Genomic DNA, 14271 nt, shown 5'->3' with positions numbered 1-14271 from the left:
GATTTCGGGGCTGTAGCTTAGTGGTAAAGCCTCTGTCTTCCAAACAGATGATGCGAGTTCGATTCTCGTCAGCCCCTCCGATTACTTCCTCCCCTTTGCTGGTCGAGTAGCCGCGCAGCGGCGTATCGAGACCCACCGTCCTCAGCGCGGTGGATCTCGATACGCCCTCTGCGAGGGCTACTCGATCAGCATGCGCTGGCGAACCTCGATCGGGCGGCTTCCCCTTGCTGGTCGAGTAGCCGCTTAGCGGCGTATCGAGACCCACCGTCCTCAGCAGGGATGGATCTCGATACGCCCTCTGCGAGGGCTACTCGATCAGCGGACGGTGACGGCGACCGGGGCGCTCGATGCGGTGTTGCCCGCGGCGTCGGACGCCTTCGCCACGACCTGGTGCTCGCCCTTGGGGAAGCCCTTGGTGGAGACGGTCAGCTTCCAGGTGCCGTCGGCCGCCTTCTTCGCCGTCCCGATCCGGGTGCTGCCCGTCCAGAAGACCAGGGACGTGGTGTCGGCGTCCGCGACCGCGACGAGGGTGACCGTTCCGACGACGGTGCTGCCCGCTGTCGGGCTGGTGATGCGCGAGGACGGTGCAGCCGTGTCTCGGGCCGGAGTCGGCGTCGGCGTGCGCGTCGGGCTCGAAGACGCAGTCGGAGTCGGGCTCGAAGACGCAGTCGGAGTCGCGGTCGGAGTCGCGGTCGGAGTCGGAGTCGGAGTCGGGGACGCAGCAGCGGTCGGAGTCGCGGTTGCAGTCGGACTCGGGGTGGCGATCGGCGTCGCGGTCGCGGTCGGAGTCGCAGTCGGCGTCGGCGTCGGCGTCGGCGTCGGCGTCACGGTCGGCGCAGCAGTCGCGGACGGCGACGGAGTCGGAGTGGTGGTCGGCGACGGAGTCGGAGGGGTGGTCGGAGAGGCCGTCGGGGTGGGGGTCGCGGTCGGGGTCGCGGTCGGGGTCGCGGCGGGATCGGACGGCTCGGGGACGGCTGTCGGTGCCGGGGAGGCGCTGGGCGTCGGAACGCTCGACGGCGCAGCGGTCGGCGGCGCGGACGGCACGGGCGTCGACATCGGCTCGGGCGCCGCCCAGTCGGGCACGGCCTCGGGTCCCCAGAGGAGGTCGGCGATCAGGGCCTGGCCGCGGGCGTTGGGGTGGAAGTAGTCGACGGTGGACACGATGTCGGGCGAGACGGTGGCGGCGGTGAAGGCGCCGTCGTCCCAGACGCAGCGGGAGCCGACGGCGGAGCAGGCCGCGGCGAGGGCGTCGTTGAACTGCCCGGTGCGCTGCGCGGCTGCGGTGACCGCCGCGGCGTAGGCGTCACCGGTCTGGACGACGTTGTCCGCCGTCGCCCCGCGGGTCGTGCGGCAGAGCCGGTTCGCCGGCCAGCCCGCCTCGGCCGGTCCCCCGCGCAGGCCCGCCCACTCGGAGGCGATGTCCGGCATCGAGCCGACGAGGACGGTCGCCTCGGGCCAGGTCGAGCCGATCTGGCGCAGCAGGCTCGACGCCGACGCACTGAAGGACGCGGCCGGAGTCATCGCGTACCCGTCGGCGGCGCCGGTGAGGTCGGGGTGGCAGAGGTCGTTGCCGCCCACGAGGAGGGTCACGACGTCGGGGTCCGCGCCGGCCGAGGCGGCGGCGGTCACGGTCGAGGCGACGGCATTGATCCGGCTCCCCGACTTGGCGTAGTTCGCCGTGGTGACGACGCTGCCCGGGTTCACCTCCTGGAGGCGGGTGGCGATCGAGCGGACCGCGCTCGCGGTCCCGGTCGACCAGGAGTTGACCGGGCAGTCGGCGCGGGTGCCGCAGCTCGACGCGCCGCGGGTGATCGAGTCGCCGAAGGAGACGACCGACAGGGTGGGGGCCGGCTCGGCGGCCGCGGCGGGTACCGCGGCCGCGCCGACGAGGAGGAGCACGATCAGGAGGAGGACGGACAGGGGGGAACGGCGGGCCGGGCGCGGGGGCATGACTCTGCTCTCGTGGGGCGACGTGGTGCCGCGATCGGGGAGCGAGGCGGGGGCCACGGGCTCCGTCGATCGGGCGACCGGGGGACGGGGAGGGGAACCGCCGGATCCGCCCGGAGAAGTGCCGCTCAGGGAGCCCGGCCACTCCGGCGGTGCCGGCTGCTCAGAGCCTGGCCGACGGTGCAGCACCGCGATACCGCCTCACGACCGGCCTGCTCCCCCCATAGGTGAGGCGCGGCACGGGTCGAATCCTTCGGTGCGCCCTGCACCGCTCTCACGAGGACCGCCGTGGTCCTCCGGGCGCCTGACGGCGGCCCCCGCTGGTCAGCGGACGGTGACGGTGACCGCGGCGCTCGTCGATGTGTTGCCCGCGCGATCGACCGGCTTGGCGGTGACCGGATGCGACCCCTTCGTGAATCCGGCCGTCGAGACCGTGAGCGTCCAGCTGCCGTCCGCGGCCTGCTTGGCGGCGCCGATGCGGGTCCTGCCGGTCCAGAAGACGAGGGACGCGGTGTCCGGGTCGGACACGGCGACCAGAGTGACGGTTCCCACGACGGTGCTGCCCGCGGCCGGGCTGGTGATGCGCGCGACGGGGGCGGTCGTGTCGCGGACCGGAGTCGGCGTCGGAGAGGGGGAGGGTGTGCGAGTCGGCGTCGCCGACGGCGTGCTGGTCGGCGTCGGCGTCGCGGACGGCGTGCGTGTCGGCGTCGGCGTCGGCGTGCGAGTGGGCGTGGCGGTCGCGGCCGGCGTCCGGGTCGGCGTCGGCGTGCTGCTCGGTGGCGGAGTCGCCGTGGGTGCGGTCGTCGCCGGAGGAGTCGTTGTCGCCGCCGGCGACGGAGCCGGAGTGGACGAGGGAGTCGGAGTCGGCACCGGCGTCGGCGTCGGCGTCGCGGAGGGAGTCGGCGCGGGCGTGGCAGGCGACGACGCGGAGGGAGTCGGCTGCGGAGTCGGCGCGGAGGTGGTGCCGGGGTCCGCGGGCGCTGTGGCCGTGGGAGTGGTCTCCGGAACCGGCGTGCCCGTCGGAGCAGGGCCGCCGGTCGGCTCGGGAGTCGGCGTCGCCGTCGGCTCGGGAGTCGGGATCACGGTCGGCTCAGGAGTCGACGTTGCGGTCGGCTCCGGAGTCGTCGTCGGGAGCGGCGTGGGCGCCGGAGCGGCGAAGCGCGCGGCCCACGCCGGGACCCGCTCGGGACCCCAGAGCACGTCCGCGATCAGAGCTTGACCGCGCACGTTCGGGTGGAACCAGTCCAGGGTCGACACGATGTCGGGGGTGAGCGGCGTCGCGGTGAAGGCGCTGCCGTCCCAGACGCACCGCGGTCCGACCGCCGCGCACGCCGACGCCAGCGCGTCGTCGTACTGCACGGTGCGCTGCGCCGCCGCCGCGACCGAGGCGGTCTGGGCCGCGCCGGTGAGAACGCCTCCGGTGTCCGTGACTCCGCGGGTCGTCCGGCACAGCTTGCTCGCCACCCACACGGGCTCGGCCGGTCCCCCGCGCAGTCCCGCCCACTCCGACGCGACGTCCGGAACCGAGCCGAGCAGGATCGTCGCGGTCGGCCAGGTGCGGCCGATCTGCTGCAGCAGGCTCGAGGCGGAGGTCGAGAACGCCGCGGCGGTCGTCATGGTGTAGCCGTCGGCCGCCGGGTAGAGGTCGCCGTGGCAGAGGTCGTTGCCGCCGATCATGAGGGTCACCACGTCGGGGGACGCGCCCTCCGCCGCCGCCGTCGTGACCATCGCCGCGACGCCCCGGATCCTGCTGCCGGACTTCGAGTAGTTGGCCGTGCGGACCGTGCTGCTCGGAGCGGTCTCGTGGAGACGGGTGCCGATCGAGCGGACGGCGGTCGCCGAGCCGGTCGACCAGGAGTTGATCGGGCAGTCGGCCTTCGTCGTGCAGCTCGCTCTCCCTTGGCTGAGGGAGTCGCCGAGCGCGAGGACGGTGATCGTCGCGGGCTCCGCCGCGGCGACCGGGACGGCGGCGGTCGCGAGGAGCAGCAGGGCGGCCGCGACGGCGACGACGCCGCGGAGGGGGCGGCGGTTCGGTCGCACGCGCATGACGGTGCCTTCATGGAGCGTCGGTGCGCAGGCACGGGGCCGGGCTGCGCCGGACGTGGTCCGCTGCGGAGCGGAGCAGGACGAGGGACTCGACCCGGGACGAGCATGGCGCGGCGGCGGTCGACTGGCAAGACCACGCACCAGCCCGAGAGCGAGCGGCTCCCGTTCGCGGAGACACCTCCGGCTCGCGGAAGCGCGGTGCTTCGGCGAGCCGGAGGTGGTGTCACGAGCCGGAGCGGCTCGAGGTCGGATCAGCGGACCGTGACGGCGACGGGGGCACTCGTCCCCGTGTTGCCCGAGCGGTCGGTCGCGGTGGCGACGAGATCGTGCTCGCCCTTCGGGAAGCCCCTGGTCGACACGGTCAGCGTCCAGCCGCCGTTCGCCGCGTGCTTCGCCGAACCGAGGCGGCGACCCTCGCTCGAGAAGACGAGCGAGGCGGTGTCGTCGTCGGAGACGGCGGCCAGGGCGACGTTCCCCGAGACCGAATCGCCGGCGAGCGGGCCGGTGATGCGCACTGTCGGCGCGGTCGTGTCCTTCGTACCGGCGAGGCCTCGGCTCGGGGTCGTGCTCGGAGTGTTGACGGGCGACGGAGCGCGGGTCGCTGCGGGTGCCGGGGTCGCCGGCCGCGCAGGAGTCACGGCCTTCGTCGCTCGGCGCGCCGGGGCCGGAGCAGCCTTCGGCGCGGGGGTGGTCTTCGACGACGGGACGGGAGTCGTCACCGGGGCGGGAGTCGTCACCGGAGCGTCGGTGACCGCCGGCGCCGGCAGGGGGACCGGAGCGCCCTGGGTGAGCCGCGCGGCCCAGGCGGGGACGGCCTCGGGACCCCAGAGCACCCTCGCGATCAGGGCCTGGCCCTGGACGTTCGGGTGGAAGGAGTCGACGCTCGAGACGATCTCGGGGCTGATCTCCGTGCGACTGAGGGCGCCTCCGTCCCAGACGCAGTGCGGGCCCTCGGCCGCGCACGCCGAGGCGAGGGCGTCGTCGTACTGCCGCGTGCGCTCGGCCGCGGCCGCCACGGTGGAGCTGAAGGCGTCACCGGTCTGGACGACGTTGTCGGCGAGGGCCCCGCGCGTCGTCCGGCACAGCTTGGCCGACGGCCAGGTCCTCGCGCCCGCGCCGGTCTGCACCGCGGCCCACTCGGACGCCACGTCCGGGACCGACCCGACGAGGACTGTCGCCTCCGGCCAGGCGGACCTGATCCGCTGCAGCGCACTCGTCGCGGACGCGGCGAACGCGTCGGCGGGCGTCATCGCGTAGCCGTCGGCGGCGGCCCGGAGATCGGGGTGGCAGAGGTCGTTGCCGCCGATGAGCAGCGTCACGACGTCGGGCCGGGCCCCGGCGGTCGCCGCGGCGGACACCGCCGAGGCGACTCCCGCGATCCGGCTGCCCGACTTGGCGTAGTTCGTCGACGTGACGGTACGCCCCGGGTTCAGCTCCTGGAGGCGGGTGGCGACCGAGTGCACCGCGGGTGCGGAGCCGGTGGCCCAAGAGTTGACGGGGCAGTCGCCCCGGCCTCCGCAGGTGGTGGCGGCGCGGGTGATCGAGTCGCCGAACGAGGCGACCGAGAGCGCGGGGGCCTCGGCGGCGGTGGCGGACGGGGCGGCTGCTCCTCCGGCGAGGAGCAGTGCCGCGAGAGCGACGGTGGACAGGCGGGAACGGAGGGACATGGCTCTTCTCAAGGACGGTGATGAAGGAGGGCGGAGCACGGTCGTTCGACCGTCGGCTCCAGCGGTCGACCGACCGCGGGGAGGTCCGCGGACGACGCCGGCGGAACCTCGTGGTGAAAGGTATTTCCGCTCCTCCGCAGACCGCCAACTTGTGGCACGGATCGACTCGACTGGCATTCATTGAGCAGTTGTCGGCGTTTGATCACCTGGCGCACTCTGACAATCAGTGCGCCTCCCCTGAGCTAGCGGACAACGACGGGGGTCTGCTGGAGGTCCGCCGGAGACGGGCTCCCCTCGGACGGCTGCGCTCCGGCCGGACGGCCGAGCGTCACGCGCTCGGTCACGTTCTCGCGCATGCCGACCCGGGTCCTCGAGTCGTCAGGGGCGCCACTGGTCGAATCGGCGATGCCGATCTCGTCGAGCGTCGGGAGGTCCGCCGGAGCCGGAGCCGGAGCGCCCGCGGAGTGCGGGACCGCCCACGCGGGAACCGCCTCCGGGCCCCACAGGACGCTCGCGACCAGCGCCTGACCGGCGACGTTCGGGTGGAAGTAGTCGACCGTCGAGAGGACGTCCTTCGTGATGGGCGTCCTGGTGAGAGCACCGCCGTCCCAGACGCACTGGGGGCCCGCTGCGGAGCAGGCCGCGGCCAGAGCCTCGTTGTACCGATCCGTGCGCTCCTCGGCTGCGGCGACCGCCGCCTCGAAGGCGGCCCCCCTCTGGACGTGGTTGTCGGCCTTGGCCCCGCGCGTGGTCCGGCAGATGCTGAACAGTCCCCAGATCAGCTTGCCCGGTGTGCCCTGGACGACCTCCCACTCGGACCCGATGTCCGGCACCGACCCGAGCAGCACGGTCGCCCGGGGCCAGGCCGAGCTGATCTGCCGGAGCAGACTCGACGCCGACGCGGAGAAGTCCGCGGCGGGCGTCATCGCGTAGCCGTCCGGCCCGGCCGGGACGTCGGGGCTGCAGAGGTCGTTGCCGCCGATGAGGAGCGTGACCACATCCGGAGCGGCCCCGGCCGCCTGTGCCGCCGTGACCGCCGCGGAGACCTCGGCGATGCGGCTGCCGGACTTCGCGCGGTTCTCGGTCGTGACCGTGCGCTGCGGAGCCACCTCCTGGAGGCGGGTCGCGATGGAGCGGACCTCGGGCGCGGATCCGGTCGACCAGGAGTTGACCGGGCAGTCCTCCTCCGTGCCGCAGGTCGCGGCGGCTCGGGTGATCGAATCGCCGAAGGCGACGACGGACAGCTCGGACGGCGTCGCGGCGGCGGCGGCGGGGGCGATCGCCCCTCCCGCGAGCACGGCGGCGGCGAGGCCGAGGACGATCAGGGGGGAACGGCGGGGTCGGTGCGGGGACACGATTCTCCTCGGGAAGAGTGGGACGGAGACAGAGGTGTCCGATCGATCGGCGAGCCGTCGATCCGAGGGCGGCGACCGCGCACCGGGAGTGCCGCGGCGGAACCTGTTCCCGAACGGTAGAGACGCTCGCCGCAGAGGCGGAAACTTCTGGCGCCGATCGGTCCCCTGGCGCTCCCTGACCGCCTCAGTCGGTCCCGCCGCCGGCCGCTCCCCGATGCAGATCGGCCAGGACGAGGTAGGACGCGGCGTTGCGGCGGATCCCGTCCCGCTCCTGCTCGGACAGCTCGCGGCGCACCTTCGCCGGTACGCCCGCGACGAGGGAGCCCGGCGGCACGACGGTGCCCTCGAGCACCACGGCGCCGGCGGCCACGAGCGAGCCGGAGCCGATCACCGCCCCGTTCAGGACGGTCGCGTTCATCCCGACGAGCACGTCGGACTCGAGGGTGCAGCCGTGCAGCACGGCGTTGTGCCCGACCGAGACACCCGAGCCGAGGCTCGCGTCGAACCCCTCGTCCACGTGCACGATCACCCCGTCCTGCAGGTTGCTGCCGCGGCCGATCCGGATGTGCGCCTTCTCCGCGCGGAGGACGGCGCCGTACCAGACGCTCGACTCCTCCTCCAGCACCACCGCTCCGACGAGGGTCGCGCCCGGGGCGACCCAGGCCGAGTCGGCGACGACCGGAGATCCGCTCGGCAGAGCGATCAATCGGGCGTCCGGGTGCGCTCCTGGTGCCATGCGATCGGTCCTCCTCCTCGGCGGACTCCGCGGTCGCCGGATCCCAGTGTCGCAGGGGCGTCGGGCATCGCCCGGGCGGCGATCCTGGCCGGTGGTCGGACCCCGACCACGATCTGTCCCCGTCCGGGGCACGCGCGGAGGAGGCGGCACGACCTAGGCTGTCCCCGGTCCGGGGGGATTTCCGTGGCCGACGGAACAAGGGGACGGCAATGCGACGACGTACCGCACGGGCGACGATCATGGGAGCGCTCGCAGCCCTCCTCCTGGTGCCGATGGTGGCCACCGCGCCAGGCAGCTCGGCGAGCGCCGCCGCCGACACGGTGAAGCCGGTCGTGAGCATCACCGCGCCGACGAGCGGATCGACGGTCGCGGGGACGATCTCCCTGAAGGCGACCGCGACGGACGCGGTCGGGACCACTCAGCTCTCGTTCTGGGAGGGCACTCACCGTCTGGGCTACGCCACCGTGCAGGCGGGCGTCTGGTCTCTGCCGCTCGACACCCGGACGCTGACCGAGGGCTCGCACGTCTTCGTGGCCAAGGGCAAGGACGCGGCGGGGAACATCGGCAACAGTGCCGCCACGCGCGTCACCGTGCAGAACACCGGCTCGACCCCCGTCCCGACGGCGAGCCCCTCCCCCACGCAGACCCCGATCCCGTCGGCGACGCCCACTGCGACGACCACTCCCTCGCCGACCGCGAGCCCGACGACCGCACCGAGCCCCAGCGCCACCCCGACCGCCACGGGCTCGCCGAAGCCCGACACGACGAAGCCGACCGCGCGGATCACCTCGCCCGCCACCGGGAGCACCGTCCCGCGGACCGTGACGCTCGTCGCCACCGCGTCGGACGCCGTCGGAGTCACGGCCCTGTCGTTCTGGTCGGGCACCACCCGGGTCGGGAACGCCGTGCAGCAGGCGTCCGGTGACTGGTCGCTCACCACCTCGAGCCTCGCCGTGACCTCGCACGTGATCATCGCGAAGGCCCGCGACGCCGCGGGCAACATCGGCAGCAGCGGCTCGATCGCGCTGACCGTCTCGGCCACGGCCCCGACGACGCCGCCGACGGCGACTCCGACGCCCACCGCGACCCCGACGAGGACACCGACGCCCACGGCGACGCCGACCGCCACCGCGACGCCGACCGCGACACCGACGGCGACCCCCACGGCCACTCCGACCGCGACGCCGACCCCCACGGCGACGCCCACCACTCCCCCGAACGTTCCCGGCGTCCCGGCGCCGCTCGCGCAGTGGGACTTCACCCAGCCGGCCGCGCCGTACTACTCCACCGCGAACGACCTGCCCCTGCTCCAGGCGGGCAAGACCAAGGCCACGACCACCTCGACGCCCTGGGGCTCCGGGATCTCGATGACCGGGACGAGCTTCCTCCGGGTGCCGCTGGAGTCGGCGGGCCGCCTGACGATCGGCGCCACGGGCAACGCGGTCACCGTCGCGAGCTGGGTCTACATGACCGACGACAGCACCGGCTACGTCGCGGGCGCCTGGAACGAGCACGGCGAGCGCGCGGGCCGCTCCTACGGCCTCTTCTACGACCTCGGCCTCTACGGCGGAGACGAGCGATCGGCCTTCCACGTCTCGCGCACCGGCGGGCCGACTCCCGGCTACCCGTACTCCCGCGACTACTCGGCCTCGGGCAACACGTTCACTCGGAACACCTGGCAGTTGCACGTCGGCACCTACGACGGGACCTACGCGGTCTCCTACCTGGACGGCACCTCCGTCGCCTACCCGCGCTTCGTCGACAACAAGGGCGCGACCTACGCGAAGAACCCGTACCTCTTCACCGAGGGCCTGAACCCGAACGCCGGCGACTTCACGGTCGGCGCGGTCGAGCTCACCTCCGGACCCGGCAACTACGCGAAGGGCACCTTCGCGAAGATCCGGGTCTGGGACACGGCCCTCACCGCCGACCAGGTCAAGGCGCTCTACGACACGGAGCGCACAGCGCTGAAGTAGGCGCGGGGGCTGTCTCTTCCGCGTCGGAGGCCCATGCTGATCGAGCAGCCCGCCCAGCGGGCGTATCGAGATCCACCGGCGTCAGAACCTGAGGCTGCAGATCCGGCTTGCTGAGGACGAGGGGTCTCGATACGCCCCTTCGGGGCTACTCGACCAGCATGGAAAAGCCGCCGCCGCATCTTCCCTCAGCAGCGAGACGCGACGCGACTGCTGGGCCGGCTCAGCGGGCGGCGCGCAGCCAGGCGAGGACCGCGAGCACGCGGCGGTGGTCCGAGCCGGAGTCCTCGAGTCCGAGCTTCTGGAAGATCGAGGTGACGTTCTTCTCGACCGCGCCGACGCCGATGAAGAGCGCGGCGGCGATGCCGGCGTTCGTGCGCCCCTCGGCCATCGCCTCGAGCACCTCGCGCTCGCGCGGGGTCAGGAGCGCCAGCGGGTCGCGGTTGCGCTGGAGCAGCGACGCGACGACCTGCGGATCGAGCACCGTCCCGCCCGCAGCGACGCGCTCGACGGCGTCGCGCAGCTCCTCCACCGAGGCGACGCGGTCCTTGAGCAGGTAGCCCATACCACCCTCGCCCGAGCCGAGCAGCTCGTGCGCGTAGGTCACCTCGACGTACTGGCTGAGCAGGAGCACGGCGATACGGGGATGCAGGCGCCGGAGGTCGAGTGCCGCGCGGACGCCCTCGTCGCGGAAGGTCGGCGGCATGCGGACGTCGAGCACGGCCACGTCCACCGAGGACGGCTCCGCAGCGACGGCCGCGAGCAGCCCCTCGGCGTCGCCGTGGGCTCCGACGACGGAGAAGCCGGCGTCCTCGAACAGTCGGACCAGGCCCTCGCGCAGGAGGACGGAGTCCTCGGCGAGGGCGACGCGGATCGGAGAGGCGGGCGGCACGCCCTCAGGATAGGGCGGGCGGCGGTGCGGGCAGGAACGGCACGTGCACACCCACCGTGGTCGGGCCGCCCGGGGGCGAATCGACGGTGAACAGCCCGCGCAGCCCGCTGACGCGCCCGGCGACCCCCTCGAGACCGTGACCGGGCAGGGGCGAGGCGCCGCCGACGCCGTCGTCGACGACCCAGACGTCCAGCCAGCGCTCCGGTCCGCCCGTCCCGCGCACGTCGAGGTGCACGCGGATCGAGCGGGCCGACGCGTGCTTCGACGCGTTCGCGAGCAGCTCCGCGACGACGAAGTAGACGCTGCGCTCGACCTCGGGCGGCACCTCCGCCACCGGATGCTCGACCAGCACCTCGACGGGTACCGGGCTCAGGACCGCCAGCGAGTGCACCGCAGCGGTGAAACCCCGGTCCTGCAGGATCGGCGGCGCGACTCCCCGGGAGAGTGCGCGCAGCTCATCCAGCGCCGAGCGGACGTGCTCGCGCGCCTCGTCGATCAGCGCCGCCGCGGAGTCGGGATCGGAGCGCACCCGGTTGAGAGCGGATCCGAGGTCCATCTGCACCCGGATCAGCCGCTGCTGCGGACCGTCGTGGATGTCGCGCTCCAGCCGGCGCAGCGCCCGGTCCTCGGCGGCGACCGCCGCACCGCGGGAGACGCTGAGCTCCGCGACCTCGCGCTGCAGCGCCTCCGATCCCCAGGGGCCGAGCAGCAGGCGATCGACGAGGAATCGCGCGAGGGTGAGCCCGCGGGTGACGAAGGGCAGCGTCGCGAGGAACAGGACGACGAGCGCGACATCGGCCAGCACCAGGAAGGCCGTGGGCGGCCCGGGAACGCCGAGGACGGCGCTCGACTGCCCGGCGACGAGCCGGACGATCGCCGAGGAGTCGCCGGCGAGCAGCGCCGTCAGCGAGCCGAGGCCGGCCCAGCTCCAGAGCCCGAGGACCGCGGCGAAGACGAGCGCGAGCAGTGGCGCCACGACGAGCGTGTGCAGCAGCGCGAGCCAGTAGTGCCCGTCGACGACCGGGCCGTAGAGGGCGAAGGTGGCGGGCGCGACCGAGGCGGGCGGGCGGCGCCACTGCGGCTCGTCGATCCGAGGGCGGCCGGCGAGCCGGTCGAGCGCTCGGGTCGCCCGACCGAAGCCCCGGGCGGTGTGCAGCGCCAGCGGGAGGAAGACCGCGCCGATCAGCACGCCGATCAGGCCGAGGCCCAGGGCGAGGGCGACTCCGGTCGCGAACGCACCCGCCAGTGCCAGCGGCACGGCGAGCAGGAGCGACAGGGCCTCGCGGGGCAGCTCGCGCCAGAGCCGGAGGTAGGCGGCGGAGGCCTCACCGAGGGCGGTCGGCGCTGCAGGCACGCGAGCCTCCTCCCCCGGTCCTCGCGGGCGCGCGGACATCCTCTCGAGGGTACCGGCGGCCCTTCGCGGCAGCGCGGGGGCTGACCCCCGGTTCCGCCTCGGAAGCGCACCGCACGTGCCGGGCCGGCACAGGCCAGGCTCCCCTTCTCCCGCCTTAGCCGAGCCTGCACTTCCTTGCGAACACTGGGCTGCGGCGTAGTGTTGACGATCAGTCACCCCCTCTCGAAAGGAACAGACGATGTCCACTGCATCCGTCACGTCGCTCACCTCGTCGAACCCGGATGTCGCATCCGGAGTCGCCCAGTTCCTCAGCCCGGTCGTCATCGAGATGACCGCCCTGGCCGTCAACAGCAAGCAGGCGCACTGGCACGTGCGCGGCGCCAACTTCATCGGCGTGCACGAGCTGCTCGACGTCGTCGTCGGCCACGCGATCGAGTGGGCCGACCTGGCTGCCGAGCGCGTCGTCGCCCTCGGCCTCCCCGTCGACGCCCGCATCCAGACCGTCGCGTCGGCCACGCAGACCGCCCCGCTCACCCCGGGCTTCCAGCGCTCCGAGAACGCCATCGTCGAGGTCATCGGCCTGATGGACGTCGCGATCACCACGGTCAACACCGCGATCGCCGAGCTCGCCGACATCGACGCGAGCAGCCAGGACGTCGCGATCGAGATCGGCCGCGGCCTCGAGAAGGACCGCTGGTTCCTCTTCGCGCACGTCAGCGAGAGCTGAGCACGCGCCTCCCACGCCGCGACGGCCCGTCGGATCCTCGGATCCGGCGGGCCGTCCGTCGTTCCGGACCCGGTCAGTCCTCGTGCGTCACGCGTCCGGCGAGCAGCGTCGCGGCGACGGGCATCGAGCGCAGCTGCTCGCCGTCGGAGGCGAGCGGGTCGCGCTCGACGACGACCAGGTCGGCGGCGTCTCCCCCCTGCGGAGCGAGCCGCCGGGTCCGCGTGGACGCGACGAGCGCCTCCGCGGTCGTGACCCGCTGCTCCGGGTGCCACGGCTCGTCGCCGTCCCGGGCGCGGGAGACGGCGGCGGCGATCGCCACCCAGGGGTCGAGCGGTGCGACCGGCGCGTCCGAGCCGAGCACGACCGTCGCTCCGGAGTCGATCAGCGAGCGCAGCGCGAAGGCCCGGCCGGTGCGTCCGGCCCAGTAGCGGTCGGCGACCTCCCGGTCGTCCAGCGCGTGCGCCGGCTGCACTCCCGCGACGACGCCGAGCCGGGCGAAGCGGGGCAGGTCGGCGTCGGAGAGCAGCTGCGCGTGCTCGATCCGGCCGCCGCCGACCTTGGCCAGCGCGTCGAGCGCGACCGTCGCGGCCGCGTCGCCGATCGCGTGCACCGTCGGCCGGATGCCCGCCGTGGCCGCCCGGGCGAGCAGCTCGTCGAGCTCGACGGGGTCCACGGTGAGGACGCCGCGGCCCTCGTGCCCGGCGTACGGATGCACGCAGTACGCGGTCCGGGTGTTCAGCGAGCCGTCGACGAGCACCTTGAGTGGTCCCATCCGCAGCAGCCCTGCACCGCCCGCGATCTCGTCCCCGGTGCGCAGGCCCTCCGCGATCGCCCGGTCGAGGTGGTCGCGGTAGACGCCGATGTCGACGCGCAGCGAGCGGGTGCCGCGGGCGATCCGCCGCGTCCAGTCCCCCGCGTTCCAGCGCATCTCGAGGTCGACGACGCCGACGACGCCGCGGGCGGCCGCACGGCGCGCCGCCTCGTCGGCCAGCTCGTCGAGCTCGTCGTCGCTCAGCGCACCGAGCGCCGTGACCAGGCGGAAGCAGGGCTCCTCGCGGAGGATGTCGTCCTGCGGCGCGAAGCCGTAGCGGCGCAGCGCGGCGGAGTTGACCCAGGCGCAGTGCAGGTCGCCGCTGACGAGCACCACCGGTCGCTCCGGCGCCACCGCGTCGAGCAGCGCGGTCGTCGGCAGGTCGGGCCAGAGCCCGTCGCGGAAGCCGAAGCCGACGAGGGTCGCGGGCGAGTCCGGTGCGAGAGCGAGCCGCGCGCGGACCGCCGTCACCGTCTCCGCCGCCGACCGCGCCGTCGAGACGTCCAGGCGGGGAGCGGTCATCGACCACTGGGAGAAGTGCACGTGCTCGTCCCAGAGCCCGGGCAGCAGCCAGCGGCCGTCGAGGTCGCGCACCTCGGCGTCGCCCGAACGGGTGGCGTCGAGAGCGCCGTCCGGAGCGATCTCCTCGATGCGGCCGTCGCGCAGCAGCACCGACACCGGCTCGTCGCGGCCGAGGAGCCGCGCGGTGCGCAGGAGCAGGCTCGGGGTCACGGGGTCCTCTCGGTCGTCGCTCATCACGAGC

The 14271-nt window shown here is 73.9% G+C and carries 10 protein-coding genes and 1 tRNA gene; 3 read left to right on the top strand and 8 right to left on the bottom strand.

The features are described from left to right. The first annotated feature begins 6 nt into the window (after positions 1-6). Positions 7-77: transfer RNA gene (locus tag EDF22_RS07075), tRNA-Gly, on the top strand. 238 nt (positions 78-315) lie between these two features. On the opposite strand, the gene EDF22_RS07070 is transcribed toward EDF22_RS07075, so the two are convergent. From EDF22_RS07070 to EDF22_RS07040, 5 genes are all read right to left on the bottom strand, one after another. Next, a complete protein-coding gene (locus EDF22_RS07070) occupies positions 316-1950 on the bottom strand; it encodes a GDSL-type esterase/lipase family protein (protein WP_123703495.1) in 1635 nt (544 codons plus the stop codon). Between the two features lie 321 nt (positions 1951-2271). Beyond that, the gene (locus EDF22_RS20765; RefSeq protein WP_185038789.1) at positions 2272-3993 is read right to left on the bottom strand and encodes an SGNH/GDSL hydrolase family protein; all 1722 of its coding nucleotides are present in this window, start codon (positions 3991-3993) and stop codon (positions 2272-2274) included. A 251-nt stretch (positions 3994-4244) separates the two neighbouring features. Further along, positions 4245-5660, bottom strand: coding sequence for a GDSL-type esterase/lipase family protein (locus EDF22_RS07050; protein ID WP_185038787.1), 1416 nt, complete (start codon positions 5658-5660; stop codon positions 4245-4247). Between the two features lie 242 nt (positions 5661-5902). Continuing rightward, positions 5903-7015 carry a GDSL-type esterase/lipase family protein gene (locus EDF22_RS07045; RefSeq protein ID WP_185038785.1) on the bottom strand — a complete coding sequence of 371 codons (1113 nt, stop codon included), beginning with the start codon at positions 7013-7015 and terminating at the stop codon, positions 5903-5905. 184 nt (positions 7016-7199) lie between these two features. Continuing rightward, positions 7200-7751, bottom strand: coding sequence for a gamma carbonic anhydrase family protein (locus EDF22_RS07040; RefSeq protein WP_123703486.1), 552 nt, complete (start codon positions 7749-7751; stop codon positions 7200-7202). A gap of 209 nt (positions 7752-7960) precedes the next feature. Here EDF22_RS07040 and EDF22_RS20760 point away from each other — a divergent pair, with 209 nt between their 5' ends. Next, complete coding sequence (locus EDF22_RS20760; protein WP_185038783.1) at positions 7961-9727, top strand: Ig-like domain-containing protein; 1767 nt, start codon at positions 7961-7963, stop codon at positions 9725-9727. A gap of 220 nt (positions 9728-9947) precedes the next feature. Here EDF22_RS20760 and EDF22_RS07030 read toward each other — a convergent pair whose 3' ends face one another. Continuing rightward, positions 9948-10616 carry a response regulator transcription factor gene (locus EDF22_RS07030; RefSeq protein ID WP_123703482.1) on the bottom strand — a complete coding sequence of 223 codons (669 nt, stop codon included), beginning with the start codon at positions 10614-10616 and terminating at the stop codon, positions 9948-9950. 4 nt (positions 10617-10620) lie between these two features. Beyond that, positions 10621-11970 carry a sensor domain-containing protein gene (locus EDF22_RS07025; RefSeq protein WP_185038782.1) on the bottom strand — a complete coding sequence of 450 codons (1350 nt, stop codon included), beginning with the start codon at positions 11968-11970 and terminating at the stop codon, positions 10621-10623. Positions 11971-12208: 238 nt separating this feature from the next. Here EDF22_RS07025 and EDF22_RS07020 point away from each other — a divergent pair, with 238 nt between their 5' ends. Beyond that, positions 12209-12697 (top strand): Dps family protein, encoded by a 489-nt coding sequence (locus EDF22_RS07020; protein WP_123703478.1) that lies wholly within the window; start codon positions 12209-12211, stop codon positions 12695-12697. A gap of 73 nt (positions 12698-12770) precedes the next feature. Here the strand turns inward: EDF22_RS07020 and EDF22_RS07015 are convergent, their stop codons facing one another. Further along, positions 12771-14264 carry an amidohydrolase gene (locus tag EDF22_RS07015; protein ID WP_123703476.1) on the bottom strand — a complete coding sequence of 498 codons (1494 nt, stop codon included), beginning with the start codon at positions 14262-14264 and terminating at the stop codon, positions 12771-12773. Between the last annotated feature and the right edge of the window lie 7 nt (positions 14265-14271).

Source organism: Rathayibacter sp. PhB127 (genome assembly GCF_003751665.1).
In the GTDB taxonomy this organism is placed as follows: Bacteria; Actinomycetota; Actinomycetes; order Actinomycetales; family Microbacteriaceae; genus Rathayibacter; species Rathayibacter festucae.
This window is presented reverse-complemented; position numbering and strand designations above follow the sequence as displayed.

Bases quoted from the DNA above. Each gene is read 5' to 3' on its own strand.
- EDF22_RS07070 (WP_123703495.1), bottom strand. From the start codon at position 1,950: ATGCCCCCGCGCCCGGCCCGCCGTTCCCCCCTGTCCGTCCTCCTCCTG.
- EDF22_RS20765 (WP_185038789.1), bottom strand. From the start codon at position 3,993: ATGCGCGTGCGACCGAACCGCCGCCCCCTCCGCGGCGTCGTCGCCGTC.
- EDF22_RS07050 (WP_185038787.1), bottom strand. From the start codon at position 5,660: ATGTCCCTCCGTTCCCGCCTGTCCACCGTCGCTCTCGCGGCACTGCTC.
- EDF22_RS07040 (WP_123703486.1), bottom strand. From the start codon at position 7,751: ATGGCACCAGGAGCGCACCCGGACGCCCGATTGATCGCTCTGCCGAGC.
- EDF22_RS20760 (WP_185038783.1), top strand. From the start codon at position 7,961: ATGCGACGACGTACCGCACGGGCGACGATCATGGGAGCGCTCGCAGCC.
- EDF22_RS07020 (WP_123703478.1), top strand. From the start codon at position 12,209: ATGTCCACTGCATCCGTCACGTCGCTCACCTCGTCGAACCCGGATGTC.
- EDF22_RS07015 (WP_123703476.1), bottom strand. From the start codon at position 14,264: ATGAGCGACGACCGAGAGGACCCCGTGACCCCGAGCCTGCTCCTGCGC.